The 20,877-nt window shown below is 71.5% G+C and carries 20 protein-coding genes and 3 pseudogenes; 9 read left to right on the forward strand and 14 right to left on the reverse strand.

The features are described from left to right. Nucleotides 1-96: 96 nt before the first annotated feature. The 8 genes and pseudogenes from proC to BJF79_RS08545 all read right to left on the reverse strand — a co-directional run bounded on the left by proC (nt 97) and on the right by BJF79_RS08545 (nt 6,084). Nucleotides 97-891, reverse strand: a complete 795-nt coding sequence (gene proC, locus BJF79_RS08515; protein WP_075896062.1) for a pyrroline-5-carboxylate reductase — start codon at nt 889-891, stop codon at nt 97-99. A 19-nt stretch (nt 892-910) separates the two neighbouring features. Continuing rightward, on the reverse strand, nt 911-1,831 hold the full coding sequence (locus BJF79_RS08520; RefSeq protein ID WP_075896064.1) for a proline dehydrogenase family protein: 921 nt from the start codon (nt 1,829-1,831) through the stop codon (nt 911-913). A gap of 49 nt (nt 1,832-1,880) precedes the next feature. Beyond that, a complete protein-coding gene (locus BJF79_RS08525; RefSeq protein ID WP_262401719.1) occupies nt 1,881-2,756 on the reverse strand; it encodes an LCP family protein in 876 nt (291 codons plus the stop codon). Nucleotides 2,757-3,096: 340 nt separating this feature from the next. Then, complete coding sequence (locus BJF79_RS08530; RefSeq protein WP_262401720.1) at nt 3,097-3,579, reverse strand: ABC transporter permease; 483 nt, start codon at nt 3,577-3,579, stop codon at nt 3,097-3,099. Then, nucleotides 3,579-3,830 (reverse strand): hypothetical protein, encoded by a 252-nt coding sequence (locus tag BJF79_RS58955; RefSeq protein ID WP_262401721.1) that lies wholly within the window; start codon nt 3,828-3,830, stop codon nt 3,579-3,581. The genes BJF79_RS08530 and BJF79_RS58955 overlap by 1 nt, the downstream gene beginning before the upstream one ends. Then, the gene (locus BJF79_RS08535) at nt 3,827-4,537 is read right to left on the reverse strand and encodes an ABC transporter ATP-binding protein (RefSeq protein ID WP_262401722.1); all 711 of its coding nucleotides are present in this window, start codon (nt 4,535-4,537) and stop codon (nt 3,827-3,829) included. Before BJF79_RS08535 ends, BJF79_RS58955 begins: the two co-directional genes overlap by 4 nt. 78 nt (nt 4,538-4,615) lie before the next feature. Next, nucleotides 4,616-5,136, reverse strand: a pseudogene (locus BJF79_RS66640) (TetR family transcriptional regulator). Nucleotides 5,137-5,199: 63 nt separating this feature from the next. Beyond that, nucleotides 5,200-6,084, reverse strand: a complete 885-nt coding sequence (locus BJF79_RS08545) for a sugar phosphate isomerase/epimerase family protein (protein WP_075896066.1) — start codon at nt 6,082-6,084, stop codon at nt 5,200-5,202. A 128-nt stretch (nt 6,085-6,212) separates the two neighbouring features. Here BJF79_RS08545 and BJF79_RS08550 point away from each other — a divergent pair, with 128 nt between their 5' ends. From BJF79_RS08550 to disA, 4 genes are all read left to right on the forward strand, one after another. Then, a complete protein-coding gene (locus BJF79_RS08550) occupies nt 6,213-6,911 on the forward strand; it encodes a class I SAM-dependent methyltransferase (RefSeq protein ID WP_075896083.1) in 699 nt (232 codons plus the stop codon). Nucleotides 6,912-7,037: 126 nt separating this feature from the next. Then, nucleotides 7,038-8,090, forward strand: coding sequence for an alpha/beta fold hydrolase (locus BJF79_RS08555; protein WP_075896085.1), 1,053 nt, complete (start codon nt 7,038-7,040; stop codon nt 8,088-8,090). Nucleotides 8,091-8,130: 40 nt separating this feature from the next. Then, complete coding sequence (radA, locus tag BJF79_RS08560; protein ID WP_075896068.1) at nt 8,131-9,570, forward strand: DNA repair protein RadA; 1,440 nt, start codon at nt 8,131-8,133, stop codon at nt 9,568-9,570. Nucleotides 9,571-9,683: 113 nt separating this feature from the next. After that, nucleotides 9,684-10,766 (forward strand): DNA integrity scanning diadenylate cyclase DisA, encoded by a 1,083-nt coding sequence (gene disA, locus BJF79_RS08565; RefSeq protein ID WP_075896070.1) that lies wholly within the window; start codon nt 9,684-9,686, stop codon nt 10,764-10,766. Here the strand turns inward: disA and BJF79_RS08570 are convergent. Continuing rightward, nucleotides 10,763-11,353, reverse strand: coding sequence for a hypothetical protein (locus BJF79_RS08570; RefSeq protein ID WP_075896072.1), 591 nt, complete (start codon nt 11,351-11,353; stop codon nt 10,763-10,765). The genes disA and BJF79_RS08570 overlap by 4 nt on opposite strands. A 69-nt stretch (nt 11,354-11,422) precedes the next feature. Between BJF79_RS08570 and BJF79_RS08575 the strand changes: the two are divergent. From BJF79_RS08575 to BJF79_RS58975, 4 genes and pseudogenes are all read left to right on the forward strand, one after another. Continuing rightward, nucleotides 11,423-12,291: pseudogene (locus tag BJF79_RS08575) on the forward strand (A/G-specific adenine glycosylase). A 46-nt stretch (nt 12,292-12,337) separates the two neighbouring features. Further along, nucleotides 12,338-12,943, forward strand: a complete 606-nt coding sequence (locus BJF79_RS08580) for a Uma2 family endonuclease (RefSeq protein WP_262401725.1) — start codon at nt 12,338-12,340, stop codon at nt 12,941-12,943. Nucleotides 12,944-13,124: 181 nt separating this feature from the next. Then, nucleotides 13,125-13,403, forward strand: a pseudogene (locus tag BJF79_RS58970) (adenosine deaminase); the annotation flags it as partial. Nucleotides 13,404-13,432: 29 nt separating this feature from the next. Next, nucleotides 13,433-14,041: an adenosine deaminase family protein gene (locus BJF79_RS58975; protein WP_262401726.1), complete on the forward strand. Its 609-nt coding sequence runs from the start codon at nt 13,433-13,435 to the stop codon at nt 14,039-14,041. 34 nt (nt 14,042-14,075) lie between these two features. Here the strand turns inward: BJF79_RS58975 and BJF79_RS58980 are convergent, their stop codons facing one another. From BJF79_RS58980 to BJF79_RS08600, 4 genes are all read right to left on the reverse strand, one after another. Beyond that, entirely contained in the window at nt 14,076-14,435 is a 360-nt protein-coding gene (locus BJF79_RS58980) for an alpha/beta hydrolase (RefSeq protein ID WP_262401727.1), read from the reverse strand. Next, nucleotides 14,435-15,547, reverse strand: a complete 1,113-nt coding sequence (locus BJF79_RS08590) for an alpha/beta hydrolase (RefSeq protein WP_262401728.1) — start codon at nt 15,545-15,547, stop codon at nt 14,435-14,437. Before BJF79_RS08590 ends, BJF79_RS58980 begins: the two co-directional genes overlap by 1 nt. A 372-nt stretch (nt 15,548-15,919) precedes the next feature. Next, nucleotides 15,920-16,132 carry a DUF397 domain-containing protein gene (locus BJF79_RS08595; protein ID WP_075896074.1) on the reverse strand — a complete coding sequence of 71 codons (213 nt, stop codon included), beginning with the start codon at nt 16,130-16,132 and terminating at the stop codon, nt 15,920-15,922. Nucleotides 16,133-16,389: 257 nt separating this feature from the next. Next, complete coding sequence (locus BJF79_RS08600; protein ID WP_075896077.1) at nt 16,390-17,262, reverse strand: helix-turn-helix domain-containing protein; 873 nt, start codon at nt 17,260-17,262, stop codon at nt 16,390-16,392. Nucleotides 17,263-18,039: 777 nt separating this feature from the next. On the opposite strand from BJF79_RS08600, the gene BJF79_RS08605 reads away from it, so the two are divergent. Beyond that, on the forward strand, nt 18,040-19,338 hold the full coding sequence (locus BJF79_RS08605) for a cyclic nucleotide-binding domain-containing protein (protein WP_075896079.1): 1,299 nt from the start codon (nt 18,040-18,042) through the stop codon (nt 19,336-19,338). 157 nt (nt 19,339-19,495) lie between these two features. Here BJF79_RS08605 and BJF79_RS08610 read toward each other — a convergent pair. Then, the coding region (locus BJF79_RS08610) for a sensor histidine kinase (RefSeq protein WP_262401729.1) at nt 19,496-20,877 on the reverse strand (1,382 nt) is incomplete at its 5' end.

Consider the following 20,877-nt stretch of genomic DNA (forward strand, 5'->3'; position numbering starts at 1 on the left):
CGGACGGCGGACGGCGATCCGGGCCGGGCGCGGCCCACTCCTGCGCGGCCGCAGGGCGCCCTGCGCCCGGAGGCCGTGCAACCAACCCCGGGGCGGTCAGCCGCCGGCCAGTTCGCGGCCTCGGTTGCGGGCGGCTTCGATCGCTTCGAGGACGGCCGCGCGGACGCCGTGGCGTTCGAGTTCGCGGATGGCGGCGATCGTGGTGCCGCCGGGGGACGTGACGTTCTCGCGGAGGGTGACGGGGTGTTCGCCGGAGTCGCGGAGCATGACGGCGGCGCCGACGGCGGACTGGACGACCATTTCCAGTGCGGCCGCGCGGGGCATGCCGAGGAGGATGCCGGCGTCGACCATCGCCTCGACGAGGTAGTAGAAGTAGGCGGGTCCGCTGCCGGAGAGGGCGGTGGCGCCGTCCTGCAGCGACTCGGGGAGGCGGAGCACCTTGCCGACCGGGGTCAGCAGTTCCTCGGCCTTCTGCAGGTGCGTCTCGTCCGCGTGCGAGCCGGCGGAGACGACGCTCATGGCCTCGTCCACCAGGACGGGCGTGTTCGGCATGACGCGGACGACCGGGACCCCTTCGGGGAGCCGGTCTTCGATGAAGGCGGTCGTGATGCCCGCGGCGACCGAGATGACGAGGGTGCCGGACGGGACGTGCGGGCCGATCTCGTCGAGCAGTGCGCCCATGTCCTGGGGTTTGACGGCGAGGACGAGCGTGCCCGCCTTCTCCGCGGCCTGCCGGTTCGAGACGACCTCGACTCCGTAGCGTTCGCGCAGCAGCGCGCCGCGTTCCTCGCTGCGTTCGGCCACCAGCAGGTCGGACGGGCGGCGGCCGGCCCGCAGCACTCCGGACAGGAGGGCTTCGCCCATCTTCCCGGCACCCAGAATCGCGATCATTCCTCCACCTTATCGGCGGTCAGGAGGCGCCGACGAGGGAGCGCACGACCAGCCGGAGGTTGGCGGGTTTCTCGGCGAGGCGGCGCATGAAGTACTCGTACCAGTCGCGGCCGTAGGCGACGTACACGCGGACTTGGGCGCCGTCGGCGGCTAGGCGGCGCTGTTCCTGGGGGCGGACGCCGTACAGCATCTGGTACTCGAAGGTGTCGGCGTCGCGGGAGTGCAGGAGGGTGAGGGCTTCGGCGATGTCGATGAGGCGCGGGTCGTGGGTGGCGAGCATCGGGTAGCCCTTGCCGGCCATGAGGACCTTCATGCAGCGGACGAACGACTTGTCGATGTCGTCCTTCTCGGTGAAGGCGATCGCCTCGGGCGCGGCGTACGCGCCCTTGCACAGGCGGACGCGCGAACCCTCGTACGCGAGGTCCGCGCAGTACTCTTCCGCGCGACGCAGGTACGCCTGGACGACCGCGCCCACGGTGGGGTGGTCGCGCCGTAGTTCGTGGACGATCCGCAAAGTGGAATCGACCGTCTCGTGTTCTTCCATGTCGAAGGTGACGGTCGTTCCTGCGGAGGCGGCGGCGTCGCAGATGCGGCGGGCGTTCTCCAGGGCGAACTCTTCGTCGAGGGACTGCCCGACGGCCGTCAGCTTCACCGATACTTCCGCGCGCGCGCCGAGGGCGTCTTCGCCGAGACGGTCGAGGAGTTCGATGTACCGGACGGTGTTCGTCTCGGCGCGTCCCTTGTCGTGGACGTCTTCGCCGAGGACGTCGAGGCTGACGAGCAGCCCGTCGTCGGTCAGCTGTTCGGTGACGCGCGCCGCGTCGGCCGCGGTCTCGCCGGCGATGAAGCGGCGGGCGACGTCGCGGGCGAACGGCGCGGTTTCGACGATCCGGCGCGCGCCGCCGGAGTGCGACGCGGCCAGCAGCGCCCGGCGGAACACTGGTCAGCCCTCCTAGGCGGGCGCGCGGCGCGCCCCCTCACCGACCAGGTTACGAGACGGCGCCGAGGTCGTTTCCGGCCCCGTACTGCTCGACGTATTTGCCCATTTCGGCGGTCTTCACCGCGTTGAACAGGATCTTCGCCTTCTGCGGGTCGAGGAAGACGACGCTCTGCTTCTGCACCATGCCGGTGCCCTTGTCCGGTGTCGTAAGGAATGTCACGTCGGAAACGCGCACGTTGCGCATGCTCACCGCGAGGGACCGCAGGTCGCCGCCCGACAGCCCGTCGTCCACGCTGATCGACTTGGTGAGCGCGGACAGGAACCGGTCGAGTTTGAGCGGGTTCGTCAGGGTTCCGCTGTCGGCGGCCTTCTTGGCGAGGGCGCGCAGCAGCGCCTGCTGCCGCTTCATCCGGTCGAAGTCGCCGTTCGGCAGGTTGTAGCGCTGCCGGACGAACAGCAGCGCCTCTTCGCCGTTGAGCTCCTGCTTCCCGGCCTGCCAGTTCACCTTGCGGGCGGGGTCGTACACGCTCTTCTTGATGTTGACGGTGACGCCGCCGAGCGCGTCCACCATCGACTCGAACCCGGCGAAGTCGATCGCGCCGTAGTGGTCGATGCGGACGCCCGTCAGGCCCTCGATCGTCTGGATCAGCAGCTTCGGGCCGCCGTAGGAGAACGCGGCGTTGATCTTCTGCTTGCCGTAGCCGGGGACGGTCACCCAGGAGTCCCGCGGGAAGGAGATCATGTACGCCTTCTTACGGTCGGCCGGCAGGTGCAGCAGCATGATCGTGTCGGTGCGCTGCTGCCCCGGCTTCCACGCGTCGTTGCCCTGGCCGGTCGTCTGCGTCTCCGACCGCGCGTCCGATCCGACGAGCAGCCAGTTCTCGGTGCCCGCGACGTTCGGGCCCGGCCGGTTCGCGTCCGGCATGACGCCTGGATGCGGTCGATGTTGCCGTTGTACGACGACTGCCGCTGCCAGACCAGGCCGCCCAGCCCGGCGACGACGAGCGCGGCGAACACGCCGACGGCGATCAGCACGCGCGGCCAGCGCCGCTTGCGGCGCCCGCCGTCCTCGCCCGGGGTGCCGCCCCAGAAGGCGTCGTTCTCCTGCGCCTCGGCGCCCGTCCCGTCCTGCGGGGGCGGGCCGTCCGGGCTCTGCGAGGCCGGGGTGCCGGGAACATCCTGGGGAGTCATGACCGCAGAAGTTACCAGTCCGGACCGGGCGAGACGGGGCACTTGAGGTCAAGTGTCCGGTTCGATCGGACGGCTCAGGGCGTGCGGCGACGCAGCGTGACGGCACCCAGCAGCAGCGCGGCGAGCGTGAACCCGGCGACGACCGCCACGTCGGCGGCCAGCGTGCCGGAGAAGCCGCGCTCGCCCGCGATCTCCCGCATGCCCTCGACCGCGTACGTCAGCGGCAGCACCGCCGAGATCGCCTCCAGCCAGGACGCCATCTGCTCGCGCGGCATGATCAGCCCGCACAGCAGCACCTGGGGCAGGACGAACGCGGGCATGAACTGCACCGCCTGGAACTCCGTCCGCGCGAACGCGCTGGAGAACAGGCCGAGCGCCATGCCGAGCAGCGCGTCCAGGACGGCGACCAGGACCAGCGGGCCGAGCGAGCCGGTGAGGTCCATGCCGAGCCAGGTCAGCGAGATCGCCAGCACCACCCCGACCTGGACGAGCGCGACGAGCCCGAACGCGAGCGCGTAGCCGAGCAGCAGGTCGAGCTTGCCCGCGGGCGTGGTCATCAGCCGTTCGAGGGTGCGCCCGTCCGTTCGCGGAGGGTGGCGACGCTCGTCACCACGAACATGATCGTGAACGGGAACAGCCCGAGCAGCATCGGGCCGATCCGGTCGAACAGCTCCGGCCGGTCGAACACGTACCGGAGCAGGATCATCAGGACGGACGGCACGAGCACGAGCAGCGCGACCGTGCGGCGGTCGTGGCGGAGCTGCGCGAGGATGCGGCGGGTCGTGGCCAGCGTGATCGCGGGGTTCATGCCGTGCTCCCGGACGTCTCGGCGATCAGGTGCAGGAAGGCCGCTTCGAGGTCGTCGACGCCCGTGCGCGCGCGCAGTCCTTCGGGGGTGCCGTCGGCGAGGATCCGTCCCTCGCGCATCAGCAGGAGCCGGTCGGTGCGGCCCGCCTCGTCCATCACGTGGCTGGACACCAGCAGCGTCACGCCCCGGTCGGCCAGGTTCCGGAACAGCGCCCACAGCTCCTGCCGCAGGACGGGGTCGAGGCCGACGGTCGGCTCGTCCAGGACGAGCAGGTCGGGGGAGCCGAGCAGCGCGACGGCGAGGTTGGCGCGGCTGAGCTGCCCGCCCGACAGCGTCCCGACGACCTGGTCGCGGCTGCTTGCGAGCCCGACCTCGCCGACGACGCGGTCGATGTCCGAGCGCGGCGCCCGCAGGACAGACGCGAAGTAGCGCAGGTTCTCGGCGACGGTGAGGTCCGCGTACACGGCGGGCGTCTGCGTCGCGTACCCGACGCGCCGCCGCAGCTCCGGCGCTCCGGCGGGCTCGCCGAGGACGGTCACCTCGCCGCCCGCGACGATCTGGACGCCGACGAGCGCGCGCAGCAGCGTCGTCTTGCCGCATCCGCTGGGGCCGAGCAGCCCGACCACGGTCCCCGGCGGCACGTCGAAGGTGAGCCCGTGCAGGACGTCCCGGCCGCCGCGCGCGACCCGCAGGTCCCGCACGCTCACCGCGGGAGTAGAACTCATCATGTGTTGAATTTAAGTCGGCGCGGCGGCCGGGTCAAGGAGTCGCGATGACCGGAAAAGTCAGCCGAGGTAGCCCTGCAGGACGGGCGCGACGAGCTCGACCAGCTCGTCCTCGGACGCGGACGCGATCGGCTCGACCGCCAGCACGTACCGCAGGATCATCATGCCGACCATCTGCCCGGCCGCCGCCTGCACCCGCAGCTGCGGGACGTTCGCGGCCGCTCCCGCGCGGGCGAACAGGACGCTGCCGAAGAACTCGCGCATCAGCGCGCCGCGCGCTCGTTCGTCATCGCCGAGCGCAGCATCGCCAGCAGCGGCGCGCGGCGGTCGGGGTCCTGCCACACGTCGAGGAACGTGCGCGCCATCGTCTCGCCGAGCCGCTCGCGGGGCGCGGCCATGATGCGCGGCAGCAGGACGGCCGGGTCGATCGGCAGCCGCATCGCCTCGACGAACACGCCTTCCTTGTTGCCGAAGAAGTGGTGGACGAGCGCGGGGTCGACGTCCGCGCCCCGTGCGATCGCCCGCAGCGACGCCCCGTCGTACCCCTTCTCGGCGAACAGGTCGCGCGCCGCGGCGAGGATCGCCTCGCGCGTCTCGCTCTGCCCGGGCCGCCGCCCGGGCCCCCGGGACGCCGCGCGCGGCGGTCACCGGGTGCTCCGGCGGCTGACCTCGCCGCCGGAGGTGACCTCCCAGGTGCGGTCGGCGGCGGCGAGGTGGAGCCGGGCGAAGGCGAGCGCCTCGGCCAGGTCCTCGACGCGCTCGGCCCGGCTGGACGCGCGGCGCGTGTTGACCTCCAGCACGATGTGCCCGCGGAAGCCGGTCTCGGCGAGCGTCTCCAGCATCGGCCCGCACGGCTGCGAGCCGCGCCCCGGGACGAGGTGCTCGTCCTTGTTCGTGATGCCGACGCCGTCCGCGAGGTGGATGTGGCGGAGCCGGTCGCCGAGCTGCCCGGCCATGTCGAGCGCGTCCGAACCGGACACCGCCGTATGGGACAGGTCGAGCGTCACGAACGGGTAATCCTGGTCGATGGGGTTCCAGTCGGGCAGGTACATCCCGGCCTCGGCGCCGCGCGCTTTCAGCGGGAACATGTTCTCCACCGCGAACAGGACGTCGGTCTCCTCCTGCATGCGGGCGAGGCCGCCGACGAAGTCGCGGGCGTAGTCGCGCTGCCAGCGGAACGGCGGGTGCACGACCACGACCTCGGCGCCCAGCTCCTCCGCGACCTCCTTGGAGCGCACCAGCTTGCCCCACGGCTCGCGCCCCCACACCCGCTGCGTCAGCAGCAGGCACGGCGCGTGGATCGACTTGATCGGGACCTGGTGGTAGTCCGACAGGCGGCGCAGGACGCTGAGGTCCTGCGAGGAGGCGTCCGTCGAGACCATGACCTCGACGCCGTCGTAGCCGAGCAGCGCGGCGAGCTCGAACGCGCTCGGCACCTTCTCGGGATAGACCGACGCCGTGGACAGCGTGATCGGAGCGTCGGGCACCCGGAGTGCCGGAGAGAAGGCGCCGTTGGGCTGCGGGGTCAAGGCATCCTCGCCACAGTGATCGCTCGGCAGTGTTCGTACGGAAAGCCTATGCGCCCGCGGCCGCGATGAAACCCTCGCCCCGAGTGATCCGGACCGCGTCCCGTCCGGCCCGGCTACGCTCTGTCTCCGTGGCCGAGATCGCTCCGGGCGCCGTGCCGAGCCCCAACATCTGGAACTCCCCGCAGGTCTACGAGCTGGAGAACCGCGCGGTGGACCCCGACGGCGTCCTGCCCGCGGCGATGCGCGCGATCCGCCCGTGGACCGGCGCGACCGTCCTCGATCTCGGCTGCGGCACCGGCTACCACCTGCCGTTCTTCGCCGAGGAGGCGGCCCGCGTCGTCGGGGTCGAACCGCACGCGGGCCTCGCCGCGGCCGCGGCGCGCCGCACGCGGGACGAACCGAACGTCACCGTCCGCGTCGGCACCGCGCAGGCCCTCCCGCTGCCGGACGCCTCGGTCGACGTCGTCCACGCGCGCTGGGCGTACTTCTTCGGGCCCGGCTGCGAACCGGGGCTCGCCGAACTGGACCGCGTCGTCCGGCGCGGCGGCGCGATCTTCATCATCGACAACGACGCGACCCGCTCCACGTTCGGCCGCTGGTTCCGGCGCGGCCTGCCGAAGTACGACCCGGACGCGGTCGAGCGCTTCTGGACGCGCCGCGGGTTCGCCCGCGAGCCGCTGACGATCCACTGGCGGTTCGACGACCGCCGCGACCTCGCCGCCGTCCTGCACATCGAATTCCCGCCGGATCTCGCGGCGGACGTGCTGCGCGAGCACCAGGGGCTCGAAGTCGACTACGCGGTCAATCTATGGTGGCGTTGCCCGTGAGTTACTGACTAGTCGGTCACATTCGAGGGCCGGACCCTGGCCCTACTGGACCACCTGTACAACAATCGGCGCAGCCGTTCGCGCCGCCCCGGCGTGCGCGACCTGAGGGAACGGGAGGAACCGGCCATGGGCCGAGTCGCCACGACGAGCCGCACCATCCTGACCGCCACCGCGCTCGGCGCGGCCGGGGCCGGCGCCGGGCTGGCCGCACAGCGCCGCGCCGTCCGCCGCCTCCAGTTGCGCCCCGACCCCCACGCGGGCGAACCCTTCGGTTCGCTGCGCGGCCGTCCCGTCCCGGTCCGCGCCGACGACGGCACCCGGCTGTACGCCGAGATCGACGGGGAGGACCGCACCGACCTCGCCGTCGTGTTCTCCCACGGCTGGACCCTCACCCAGGACTCCTGGCACTTCCAGCGCAAGGCCCTGCGCGGCCTCGGCCGCCTCGTCTTCTGGGACCAGCGCGGCCACGGCCGCTCCGACGGCGGCGCCCGCGACCTGCACACCTTCGACCAGCTCGCCGACGACCTCGCCGCCGTCATCGACGCGACCGTCCCCGCCGACACCCCCGTCGTCCTCGTCGGCCACTCCATGGGCGGCATGACGACCATGCGGTTCGCCGACCGCAACCGCGACCTCATCGGCGGCAAGGTCCGCGCCGCCGGGCTGCTGTGCACGTCCTCCGGCGGCCTCGGCGAGGTCACCCTCGGGATGCCCGCGCTCATCGCGCGCGGCACCCGGCGCGTCCTCCCCCGCGCCCTGCACGCCGCGGGCGCCGGCTCCGCCGCCATCGAACGCGTCCGCCACCTCGGCCGCGCCGCGTCCATGCTCGTCGAGGACCTCCTCGCCTTCGGCCCCGACGCCTCCCCCGCCGCCGTCGCCTTCGGCGAGCAGATGATGGCCGACACCCGCATGGACGCCCTCGTCGACTTCCTCCGCACCATGATCACCACCGAGGTGATCAGCGACTGCGCCGCCCTCGCCGCCGCCGACACCCTCGTCATCGGCGCCGAGAACGACATGCTCACCCCCGTCGAGCACAGCCTCAAGATCGCCGGCTGCGTCCCGAACACCCGCCTGGAGGTCGTCCCCACCGCCGGGCACATGGCCATGCTCGAACGCCCCGCCGTCGTCGCCGACCACCTCGCCGACCTCATCGAACGGGCCCGCAAGAACGCGTGAACGGTCCGGGTGTCGGTGGCGGGCCTTAGGCTCCTTCCTTATGGCTAAGGCGAAGGCGGCCAAGGCGGCCTACCGGTGCTCGGAGTGCGGCTGGCGGACGTCCAAGTGGATCGGGCGGTGCGGCGAGTGCCATGCCTGGTCGACGGTGATCGAAGAGGCGGCGGTGACGCCCGCCCGGGTGGTGAGCGCCGGGCCGGTCAGCACGCCCGCGCGGCCGATCGGGCAGGTCGACGTGCGGTCCGCGCAGACGCGGCCCACCGGGCTGGACGAACTCGACCGCGTGCTCGGCGGCGGCATCGTCCCCGGGGCCGTGCTGCTGCTCGCGGGCGAGCCGGGCATCGGCAAGTCGACGCTGCTGCTGGAGGTCGCGGCGCTCGCGTCCGAGAAGGGCGACGGGTCCGCGAAGGGCGACGGCGCGGCCAAGCGCGTCCTGTACGTGACGGGCGAGGAGTCCACCGAGCAGGTGCGGCTGCGGGCCGACCGGGTCGGCGCGATCACCGACGAGCTGTACCTCGCGGCCGAGACCGAACTGTCGGCGGTGCTCGGGCACGTCGACGCGGTCGAACCGACGCTCATGGTCGTCGACTCGATCCAGACGATCGGGACGTCCGAGGTCGACGGGGCGCCCGGGGGCGTCACACAGGTCCGGGAGGTCGCGGCGAACCTCATCCGGGTCGCCAAGGAGCGCGGCATCACGGTCGTGCTCGTCGGGCACGTCACCAAGGAAGGCGCGATCGCGGGCCCGCGGCTGCTCGAACACCTCGTGGACGTCGTCCTGTACTTCGAGGGCGACCGGCACTCGCGGCTGCGGATGATCCGGGCCGTGAAGAACCGGTACGGGCCGACGGACGAACTCGGCTGCTTCGACCTCTCCGAGGTCGGCATCGTCGGGCTCCCCGACCCGAGCGGCCTGTTCCTCACCCGGCGGGACGAGCCGGTCCCGGGGACGTGCGTCACGGTGACGCTCGAAGGGCGGCGCCCGCTCGTCGCCGAGGTGCAGGCGCTCGTCGCGAAGTCGCACCTGCCGGCCCCGCGCCGGGCGAGCTCGGGGCTCGACACGTCCCGGGTGGCGATGGTCCTGGCCGTCCTCGCGCAGCGCTGCAAGATCTCGATGCACGAGCAGGACGTGTACGTGTCGACGGTCGGCGGCGTGCGGCTGTCGGAGACGTCCGTCGACCTCGCGCTCGCGCTGGCCGTCGCCGGTTCGACCGTCGAGCAGTCGCTGTCGAGCACGCTGATCGCGCTCGGCGAGGTCGGGCTGGCCGGGGAGGCGCGGGTGGTGCCGGGCGTCCAGCGGCGGCTCGCGGAGGCCGCCCGGCTCGGCTTCAAGCACGCGGTCGTGCCCCGCGGATCGCTCGAACTGGCCGACGGATCACCGCTGAAGAAGGCCGATCCGCAGCTGTCCAGTTACGAGGGCATGAAGGTGATGGAGGTCGACAGCCTGCAGCAGGCTCTGCAAGTCGCCTTTACCGCCCCTTGATGCGGGTAGCGCCAGAGTATTACCCGGTGCGGCCCCCGGTTGCGACCAGGGGAGGAACCGGCGAACGGGGCCGCTCGGTAAACTGACGCCGTCCAGCGACCTCCGGGGGCCAGGTGCCAGCACACGACAAGTCCCATGACGAACGACGCCGCGCCACGCTCGCCGCGGTGGCTCCGGGCACCCAGATCCGGGACGGTCTGGAGCGCATCCTGCGGGGCCACACCGGCGCGCTGATCGTGCTCGGCTACGACGAACTGGTCGCCGAGCTGTGCTCGGGCGGCTTCGAGCTCGACGTCGAGTTCTCCGCGACGCGGCTGCGCGAGCTGGCGAAGATGGACGGCGCGATCGTCCTGGACGACAGCAACGGCCGGATCGTCCGCGCCGCGGTCCACCTCGTGCCGGACTCGACCATCCCCACCGAGGAGTCGGGCACCCGGCACCGCACCGCCGAGCGCGTCGCCCGCCAGACCCGCCACCCGGTCATCTCCGTCAGCCAGTCGATGCACATCATCGCGCTGTACCTCGACGGGATCCGGTACGTCCTCGAAGACTCCGCGGCCATCCTGTCGAAGGCCAACCAGGCCCTCGCGACGCTCGAACGGTACAAGCTGCGGCTCGACGAGGTGTCCGGGACGCTGTCCGCGCTCGAGATCGAGGACCTCGTCACCGTCCGGGACGTCAGCGCCGTCGTGCAGCGCCTCGAAATGGTGCGCCGCATCGCCGACGAGATCGAGGGCTACGTCGTCGAACTCGGCACCGACGGGCGGCTGCTGTCCCTGCAGCTGGACGAGCTGGTGTCGGGCGTCGACGTCGATCGGGAACTGATCGTCCGCGACTACCCGTCCGACGACACCCGGGCCCGCGGCGTCGACGCGATCCTCGCCGCCCTCGACGTCCTGTCGGCCAACGAGCTGCTCGACCTGTCGACGGTCGCCGAGGTCATGGGCTTCGCCGGGCCCGACGCCCTCGACCTGCCGGTCAGCCCGAAGGGGTTCCGGTTGCTGGCGAAGGTGCCGCGGCTGCCGAGCATGGTCGTCGAACGGCTCGTCGAGCACTTCGGCGGCCTGCAGAAACTGCTCGCCGCCAGCATCGACGACCTGCAGGCCGTCGGCGGGGTCGGCGAGTCGCGGGCCCGCAGCGTCCGCGAGGGCCTGTCCCGCCTCGCCGAGTCGTCGATCCTCGAACGCTACGTCTAGCGGAGCCGGAACACCTGCCGTTCGCCCTTGCGGTCGTGCAGGTCGGCGACGTACGTCCCGGCGCGGGCGCCCTTCCCGTCGCAGCCGCGCCGCCGGTCCCACACGACCTCCCGGACGTACGGGACGCCGCGGCGCAGCGATTCCTTCCCCGCGCCCCCGTCGCGGCACTCGGCCGACGACCAGATCCGGTCGTCGCCCGACGTGATCCGCAGGTCCAGCGACCCGGCGTCGAACTCGCACGTGTTCTCTGCCGTGTTGACGACCATCACCCGGAACGTCGGCTTCGCTCCCTTCGCGTAGGTCCGCTGCGCGCCGTCGAGCGTGACGACGACGTCGTCCTCCGCGCAGGCCGCACCGTCCTCGCCCGGCTCGGGGGTCGTCGTCACGGTCACGGTGACCGTCGGCATCGCGGTCGGCGGCGGCGCCTGCGTCGCGGCCTCCGCGACCGTCCGGGCGACCGGCTCGTCGGCCGTCCCCCGCACGCACCCCCAGGCCAGCACGGCGACCGCGCCGAGCACTCCGCCGAGCGCCAGGACGCGACGGCGCCAGAACCGCTCGCGATCGTCACCGTCCGTGTCGATCTCCATCCGGTCAGTATGCAAGCGCCGCGACGGAATCGAGAGCAGACCCGCCGCGTGCCACAATGGCCGTCCGCCATGACCTCATACACCGACACGATCATCGCCTGGTACGACGCCAACGCCCGCGACCTGCCGTGGCGCGCCGACGACGCGACACCGTGGGGCGTCCTGGTCAGCGAGATCATGCTCCAGCAGACGCCCGTCGCGCGCGTCCTGCCCGTCTGGCACGCCTGGCTGGAGCGCTGGCCGACGCCCGCCGCGCTCGCCGCCGAACCGTCCGGTGAGGCCGTCCGCGCTGGGGCCGGCTCGGCTACCCGCGCCGCGCCCTGCGGCTGCACGAGAGCGCCCGCGCGATCGTCGACCGGCACGGCGGCGCGGTCCCCGCCGCGCACGCCGACCTCCTCGCCCTCCCCGGCATCGGCGCCTACACGGCCGCCGCCGTCGCCAGCTTCGCGTTCGGGCAGCGGCACGCCGTCCTCGACACCAACGTCCGCCGCGTCCTGTCCCGGCTCGTGTCGGGCGAGGAGTACCCGCCGAAGTCGCAGACGAAGGCCGAGGTGCGGCTCGCCGAGTCGCTGCTGCCGGCCGCCGCGCCGACCGCCGCACGCTGGGCCGTCGCCGTCATGGAACTCGGCGCGCTCGTCTGCACCGCCCGCTCGCCCCGCTGCGCCGACTGCCCCGTCCTGGACGGCTGCCGCTGGCACCGCGACGGACGGCCCGCCCACGCGGGCCCGCCGCGCCGCGGCCAGACCTACGCGGGCACCGACCGGCAGTGCCGCGGCCGCCTCCTCGCCGTCCTGCGCGACGCCGAAGGCCCCGTCGGCAAGCCGGCCCTGGACGTCGTCTGGTCCGACGCCGTCCAGCGCGAACGGGCCCTCGACGCGCTCGTCGCCGACGGCCTCGTCGACCCCCTCGACGACGGCCGCTACGCCCTCCCCGGCTGACCGGAAATGCCTCCTGGCCTGCGTGTGTCACTATAAAGTCGAGTCGATGACCCAGGAGAGCGTCATGATCGCGGATCAGGTGCCCGATTGGCTGCGCCCCCCTCCCGAAGGATGGACGGCGGACCATCTGGACGAACTGCCCCCCGGCGCTCCACGCATGGAGATGATCGACGGAGCGCTCATCATGATGTCCCCGCAGACGAGCTTCCACAGCCAGGTCGTACGCCGCCTGGCCAACGCCCTGGAGGACACGGCGCCGACGTCCCTGGGCGTAGAGACGGAAATGGGCATCAAGCTGGGGGAACGTCAACGGCCGGAGCCCGACATCGTCGTCTTCCACGTGCCCGAGGAAGGATCACGACGCACCTTCTACCTCCCCGACGAGGTGATCCTCGTCGTGGAGGTCGTGTCGCGCGAATCCGAAGTCCGCGACCGCGACACCAAGCGCGTCCGGTACGCCGAGGCGGGCATCCAGCATTACTGGTTGGTCGAGAAGGAAGACGAGCGGCCGGTCGTCCATACCCTCGAATTGGACAAGGCGACCGGCTCCTACGTCGCGACCCAGATCGCCCGAACCCGGCTGAAACTCGATGTCCCCTTCGCCATGGACATCGACCTGACGACCCTCGTCCGGCACCGCCCGACCGGCTGACCGGAGGCAACGCCGCGGGGATGTCCGAGGTCCGCGAGCACCGCGCTCGTCGGAGCCGCCCGCTCGTGACCCGGGCCGATAAATCGGTCGCGGGCCGGTGGGGACGGACCGTAGCCTGCCGCGCGTGCGCGATCTGCTGACCCTGCCGAAGGCCCACCTGCACGTCCATCTGGAGAGCACCGTGCGGTGGGACACCCTCCGCGAGATCGGCGCGGCCAACGGCGTGCCCGTACCCGACCGCTCCGGGACGTTCGGCGGGTTCGACGCGTTCTTCGCGCAGAACGACCTCGTCCGCGCGTGCCTGCGGGGTCCGGACGACTTCCGCCGCATCGCCTACGAGTTCTGCGCGGACGAGGCCGCCCAGGGCACCCGGTACGCCGAGCCGTCGTTCACCGCCGCCGCGCACGGCGAGCGCCTCGGCGACCTCGGCATGCCGCTGGCCGCCGTCCTCGATGGCCTCGACGCGGGCCGCGCGGAGTTCGGCGTCGAGTGCCGGCTGCTCCTCGACCACTCGCGGCGCCGTCCCGTCGCGCGCGCTGGCGCACCCTCGACCTGGCCCGCCGCCACGACGGCGTCGCCGCGATCGGCCTCGCGGGCGACGAGGCCCACCCCGGCGACCCGTTCACCGACGTGTTCGCGGCCGCGCACGACGCCGGGCTCCACGTCGTCCACCACGCGGGCGAAGGCGAGGGCCCGGCGAGCATCCGGCAGGCGCTCGGCCCCGGACGCACCGAACGGCTCGGGCACGGCATCCGCGTCCTCGACGACCCCGAACTCGTCGCCGAGGTCCGCGAACGCCGCGTCCCGCTGGAGGTGTGCCCGTCGTCGAACGTCGCGCTCGGCTTCGTCCCGTCCCTCGCCGAACACCCGCTGCCGCGGCTGCTCGACGCCAGGCTCCAGGTCACCCTCAACACCGACGTCCCCGCACTCATCGGGACACCGCTGGCCGCCGAGTACGCCCTCGTCCGCGACGCCTTCGGCTACGACGACCGCACCCTCGCCGACCTCGCCCGCAGCGGCGTCGACGCGTCCTTCGCCCCGCCCGCGACCAAGTCGCGCCTGCACGCCGAGATCGACGCCTGGCTCGCCCCGGCCTGACCTTCCGCCCCGTCCGGTCGGACGGCGTGCGGGTTCAGGTCGTCGGGGCTACGGCGGGGCAGGAGGTGCCGCGCGCCGGGACCTCCAGGTCGATGAGGTAGCGGTCGATGGTCCCCTGCGTGCAGTCGCTCCGGCCGTAGCTGCCGTGGCCCGCGCCCTCGTAGGTGAGGAGCACGCCCTCGCGGCCGAGTTGCCGGGACACGTTCGTCGCCCAGTCGTATCCGGACGCGGGGTCGTGCAGGGCGTTCGACAGCAGGATCGGCGTCCGCAGGCCGCGCACGTCGAGGCGGTGCTGCGGATTGGCGACCGGCCGCGGGGAGCCGAGGCAGGCGGCGACGGCCTGGACGGGGCGCGTGTACGACATGTCGGGCGCGACCCTCTCCACCTGACGCATCAACCGCTTCCATTGCCGGTAGTCGCGTACGGGGAGGCTCCAGTCCGAGCAGAAGACGCCCGTGAAGGGGTCCTTCGCGGTCGTGCCGTCCGAGGCCCGGTTCGCGGGCGCTCCTTCCCCGCGTCGAGGTCCGCGATGGTCTGAGCCAGTTCGCGGTAGTCCGGGCCGTAGAGCGCCCGGAAGGCGACGTGCACGAGGGCGGTTTCCGATAGGCCGGGCAGGTCGCCCCGGCGCGCGCGCTCTCGCAGGTCTTGCCAGACGGCACGGACGTCTCGTCCGTGCAGGGCGCAGTCGGACGTCCGGTCGCACCACTTGACGAACTCGTCGAACGAGTCTTGGGCCGTGCCGGCCTGAGACATCAGGAAAGAACGGGCGTCGCGCTGGCTGTGGTCGACGACGCTCTCCAGCACCATCGCACGCACCCTGCGCGGGTAGGTCTCGGCGTACTGCTCGCCCAGGAGCGTCCCGTAGGAACTGCCGTGGAAGGTCAGTTGCGATTCGCCGAGCGCCTCCCGGATGGCGTCCACGTCCTTGACGGTGCTCGCCGTGTCGGCGTTGTCGTAGATCGCACCGGAATGCTCGGTGCAGTCCTCGCGGGCCCGCGCGTTGTAGGCGAGCGTCTCCGCGAAGTCCGCGCCGCTCGTCATGATCGGGGACGGGCGCGCTCGCAGGACTTCGGTCGAGCACCTGATCGGCGCGCTCGCACCCACACCGCGGGGGTCGAAGCTGACGATGTCGAACCGTCGCTGAACGTCGGCGCTGAACCGTCCGATGCCGTCCACGACGCTGTCGACGCCCGAATCGCCCGGTCCGCCGGGCCCGAAGACGAGCGTGCCGATGCGGGCGTCCGGGTCGAGTGCCGTCCGGCGGGCGACGGCGAGCTCGAACGTGGGACCATCCGGATCGTCCCAGTCGACGGGCAGCGTGAGCGCGCCGCACTGGGCCTTGCCGTCGTCGCCGCAGGTCGTCCAGGTGATCCGGGACGGCGCGGGCGCGGTCTCCGCCGCCGCCGCGGACGCCGTCGGACCGCCAAGGCCGACGCCGACGCCGGCGAGTGCGAGACCCGCGGCGGCAGCGGCGGTCCAGGCCGTCCGCCCGTTCTTGCGCAGCATGAACTACAGCCCTTCACGTGGGGAGCCGTCCGACGGGAACGGCGCCGGTCCCCGACCGGGCAGGACGGCCGGGGAACGGCCCGGCGGTCGAGGACCTTGATCACGTTAGGCGCGGGTTCCGCCCCGAGACAGGGCGTTCAGGGTCGATTCAGGGTGCCGTCAGGGGCATCTCAGGGGCGTTGTGGAAGCGGTGAAACCGGGGACGGCGCCGAGTGCGTCATCACCCCGCGGTGCGGCCTCCGCCCCGGGCATTCCCGGAGCGGAGGCCGATGTCGTCCGTTATCGCCTTCGCCAAGATTTGCTAGCGGATAAGTCACTTCATTGTGATAGTTGCCGATCGCGGCGAAAGTCCGGTGTGCCGAGTCCGCTGACTCAGCGGCCGTCCAGATCCCCGTTCCGGACGGCGTTCATCAGTGTCCGCCACTGGACGGGGTCGAGTTCGAGCAATCCGGCGCCGTGATCACGCGAGTCGCGGACCAGTACCGACGGCCCCGCGGCCGCCACCTCGACGCATTCATCAGCAGACGCACTCGCACTGCCCTTGCGCCACTTCAGCGACTCACCCCGATACGACCGATCGACCATCCGGCAACCCTCCATCCGGTGCCGGTGGGCACCGCTTCGCCGACCGACCGGGCAGCGGAGCCCACCGCGCGAGAGTAAAGCTGGGCACAACAAACCACGACCTTGTGGAAATTTTCCCGATCACGAGTGTAAGCGGTTCGAGTTATCCCGCCTACAAGGGAACACAAGATCACTCTGTGTGCTATGACGGCCACTCGCCTTGGGGATGGGTCGCCGGGGCGGTCACCTCCGGGTCTCTTCGGAAGCCGGGACGGGGATCAGGCCATCAGATCTTCGGCGGCCTGCCGGATCAACGCGATCGATTCGTCGGCGGGAAGTGCGTCTTCCAGCAGAATCTCGAAGTTGTCCCGGTAGTCGGTGATTTCGTCGGCGGCACCGGTGACCAGCGCGCTGGCACCCGGCTGGCCCTCCAGATACAGGACATCGCCGAGCCCGCCGTCGAATTCCAGGAGCACGAACGGACCCCCGAGACCGAAGTGCGCTCCGGCCTTGAACGGAATGATGCGGATGGTCAGCAACTCGTCCCGCTCCACCGATTCGGCGAGGTGCCGAAGCTGGGCGGGCATGATGCCCGGGTCCGTCTTGATGCCCACGTGGCGGCGGATCACCGCCTCGTCGAGGATGTACTGCTGGCGCGGGGGGTTCTCGCGCGCGGCGAGCGCCTCCTGGCGTTGCAGGCGGAGCTTGACCCCGAATGCCTTCGCCTGCGCGGACACCCGGCCCGCATCGAGCACTTCGGCGTACTCCGCGGTCTGAAGCAGCCCCGGGACGAGCGTTCCGTGGCAGTGCCGGATATGCGAGGCACCCGCGCTGTAGCCCACGAACGAGAGGTACGAGGCGTCGAGCTCGCCCTTGTAGGCGTTCCACCAAGCCGGCTCGCGCGCACCGCGCGCCAGTTCCTGCAGTCGCTCCTGGCGGCTCTCCGCCGTCACGTCGTACACCCGCAGCAGGGCTTGCAGGTCGGTCCGGGTGATGGCGTTCTTGCCGCCCTCTATCCGGATGAGCTTCGACGGGGACCATTCGAGCCGAGCCGCCACCTGCTCTTGGGTCACCCCTTTCTCTTTGCGGAGGCGAACGAGTTCGGTGCGCAACAGCGCGCTCTGGACGATCGGTCCCTGATCACTGGTCATCGAGGTCGCTCACTTTACGTAATCGCTGCCACCTGCAGGACTGCCACATAGCACTGCGTGACCTGGCGGAATACGTGACGCCAAGGAGTCATATGCGTCCCGGTCCCGGATGAACGTTCACCGCAAGCGCCCTCACAACGTCGTGGACGACCACATCTCTTGCTGGCAGTGTGCTGCGTGTCGGCAGACTATGTTGTAGCGTGCTAGGTAGCAGATTAGCAGCATCCTCGATGAGACACGCCAGAACGCGACCAACAACTTGAACAGACCGTGAGGCTCACCGGAAGACGCGGCGATCGCCTCGCGACATCTCGCAGCCGGGCAGCGAACGGGAGGCCACCCTGGATACGGATATTTCGGTAGACCGAAACGACAGCGGCCGAAACGACAGAAAAGTCGCCCCCCACTTCCCGCCGATCACCAGGTTGGCAGCCACGAGGATCGACGGGAAGTGGAGAGCGACTCACGGGACCGCGGAAGCGTCCGACCGGTTTTCGAGGGTGCCCTGCGATAACGCGAGCACACCCGTACTGACCTGGTAAAACGATTCCTGCGGACTCACCCAGTCTAACCGCGCCCTCGCGGTACGGGCTATAGGTGATGCGACTTCCGTCGGCGGGACCGGAGCCATCAGGTGATCCCCTGTGATTCCGGCGAATGCCGCAAAGTCGCCCTTCGAGGGGTAAGACATGTCGACAGAGTGCAAGAATCTTCCTCCGGCCTACGCCGTCCCGGCCCTGCGTCCCGCGCCTTCCCGGCGCCACGGCAGGTGATCAGATGGACGAGTACGTACGCGACCACCACGCCTTCGACGCGACGCCCGCGTCCTGCAGCGGACGAGGCCGGGGCGTCCGGCATCGGCCACACGGCACCGTCCGGCCCGCCCCCGCCCGACCGGTCGCCCCCGGCGGCCCCGCGGGCCCCGGCGGAACCCGGGCTCCCGGCGGGCCCGCGGCCCGGCGCGGCTTCTGGGGCGCACTGTCCCCCGCGCAGCAAGCCGGGTTCCTCGCGGCCGCCCGGCCCGTTCGATTCATGTTCGGCGATGTGCTCTGGCACGAGGGAGAGTCCGCCGACCACGTCATCGTGATCCGGTCCGGCGAGGTCCGCGTCAGTGTCCGGCTGGACGGGCGGGAGCGGCCCCTCGCGATCCGCGGTCCAGGCGACATCATCGGCGAGCGCGCCTCCCTCGGCCTGGGGCGCCGCTCCGCGACGATCGTCGCTCTGGACGACGTCCACGCGATCGTCATGCCGACGCGCGAGTTCGCCTGGTTCGTGACCCGGCACCCGCAGGTCCTGAACGTCCTGGAGGACGACTTGTACGGACGGCTCGCCGAACGTTCAGGGCCCGACACCACGGACACGACGCCGGACCTCATCGCGCCTTGCGCGAACCACGTGTGCATCCACGGCGCGCCCCACGCCGCCTTGCACCAGTACGGGCCCCGTCCACAGTCCGTCCCAGGGACGGCCACGGCGCCGCACTGGGCCGGGCGGAACTGCACCATCGTGTTCACCGACATCGCGGGCTACAGCGCCGCGCACCGCGACGACCGCGACCGGCTCGCGATGAAGCACAGCATGTACGCACTGCTGCACGAGGCGTTCAGGATGTCGAACGTGCCGTGGGACGCCTGCTACCACGAGGACCGCGGCGACGGCGCACTGATCGTCGTCCCGCCCAGCCTGCCGACGGCGTCGGTCGTCGATCCGCTGCTCGCCTGGCTGGCGGCGCGGCTGCGGTGGCACAACGGCCGCTCCGGCGAGATCGTCCGCTACCAGCTTCGGCTCGCCCTGCACGTCGGGCCGGTGATGCCCGACGGCCACGGCGTGTCCGGCTCGCAGGTCATCCAGACGGCCCGGCTGCTGGACGCCGCGCCGTTCAAGGACCGCCTCGCGGCCACCGGCGCCGACCTCGGGGTCATCGTGTCCGACTTCGTCTACGACTCCTACATCGCGCACAGTCCCGGCTACGTGAACCGCGACGTCTACGAGCCCATGACCTGCAAGGTGAAGGAAACGGAGGTCAGCGGCTGGATGCACCTGCACGGTGCTCCGCCGCTCCGTACCGTCACCTGATCCGGTGCGGCCGGCAGGCGCCCGCTCCCCGCGCGGGCCCGCCCCGGCCGCCGCCTCCCGAGCCCGGACGGCCCGCGCCCCACGACCCCGCGAAAACCGCGGGGTTCTTCGCGTTCCGGAGACCCGTCCGCCGCCCTCCCCGCCCGTCCGCCCGCGTTCAGCGCGAGCCGTCGCGCCGCGCGCTCGGGATGCACAGGACGAACAGGGCGCCGCGGTCGCTGTCCTCGATCGTCAGGTCGCCGTCGTGCGCCCGCGCGATCTCGCGGGCGATCGGGAGCCCGAGCCCGGTGCCGCCCGCGTCCCGCTGCTTCCCGGCCGGAAGCCGGGCGAACCGTTCGAAAACCGTCTCCCGGTCCTGCTCGGCGATGCCCGCCCCGTCGTCGAGCACCTCCAGGCGCGCGTTCCCGTCGTCGTGCCGGACGGTCACGTCGACGCGCGAGTCGGCGTGCCGTTCGGCATTGTCGAGGAGGTTCGTGAAGAGCCGGACGAGCCGGAGCCGGTCGCCGCGCACCGTGACTTCGTCCAATACGTGCGGGACGACCTGCTTGGACCGTTCGGATCGGGCCAGCTCGATCGTGACCATCGCCCCCAGGTCGACGAACTCGTCGCCCCGCCAGGCGGCGGCGTCCAGGCGCGCGAGTTCCAGCAGATCGGTGACGATCGCCTGCAGCCGGTCGAGGCTCTGCAGGACCGTCCGTCCGGTCCGCGGCCAGTCGACCTCCTCCGGATACATGAGCGCCTCTTCCAAGTGCGCGCGCGCCGCCGTGATGGGGCTGCGCAAGTCATGGGACGCGTCGGAGGTGAAGCTCCGCTGCCGCTCCAGCGCGGCGTCCAGCCGATCTAGGGTCGCGTTAACGGACTCGGCGAGCCACCGCAGCTCGTCCCGGTTCTCCGGCACGGTGACGCGCCGGCCGGACTTGCGCGCGGTGATCTCGGTCAGCTCGGCGCGGATGGCGCCCACCGGGATGAGCGTGCGCTCGACCGTCCCCCACGTCCGCAGGCACGCCAGCAGGATCGTCAGGACGGACAGGCTCAGCATCGCGGTGACGAGGTCGACATCGACGTACCAGGGCGTCGCCGGGACCGCCGAGTAGACGATCCAGTCGCCGGCGGGCTCGTAGACGCGGAACGCCACGGTCTCCATGCAGCGCTCGAAGCCCGGCGGCGAGCACAGTTCCCGGACGGCGTAGACGCTCGACCGTCCCGGGACGAACGTGGCGACGCGCGGCCCGTCGCGCACGTCCGGCGTGCCCGCGACGATCTCCCCGTGTGCGTTCAGGACCTGCACGCTCACCGAATCCGTGGCCTTCAGGTCCGCCGACACTTGGCCCTGCTTCACGAGGAACACCATCTGCAGCGCCGACGAGACGGCCTTGTCGCGCCGGTAGTCCTCGGCCTGGTTGTGCACGCCGATGATGATCAGCGTGGTGACGATCGCGCAGATCAGGGTGGTGACCGTCCCGGCAATCACGGTCATCCGCACCCGTATGGACCATGTGCGCCGTCCGTACACCCGACCTCCCGCAGGTGAGGTAATCA

Origin of the sequence: Actinomadura sp. CNU-125, assembly GCF_001942465.1 — a bacterium.
Classification (GTDB): Bacteria; Actinomycetota; Actinomycetes; order Streptosporangiales; family Streptosporangiaceae; genus Spirillospora.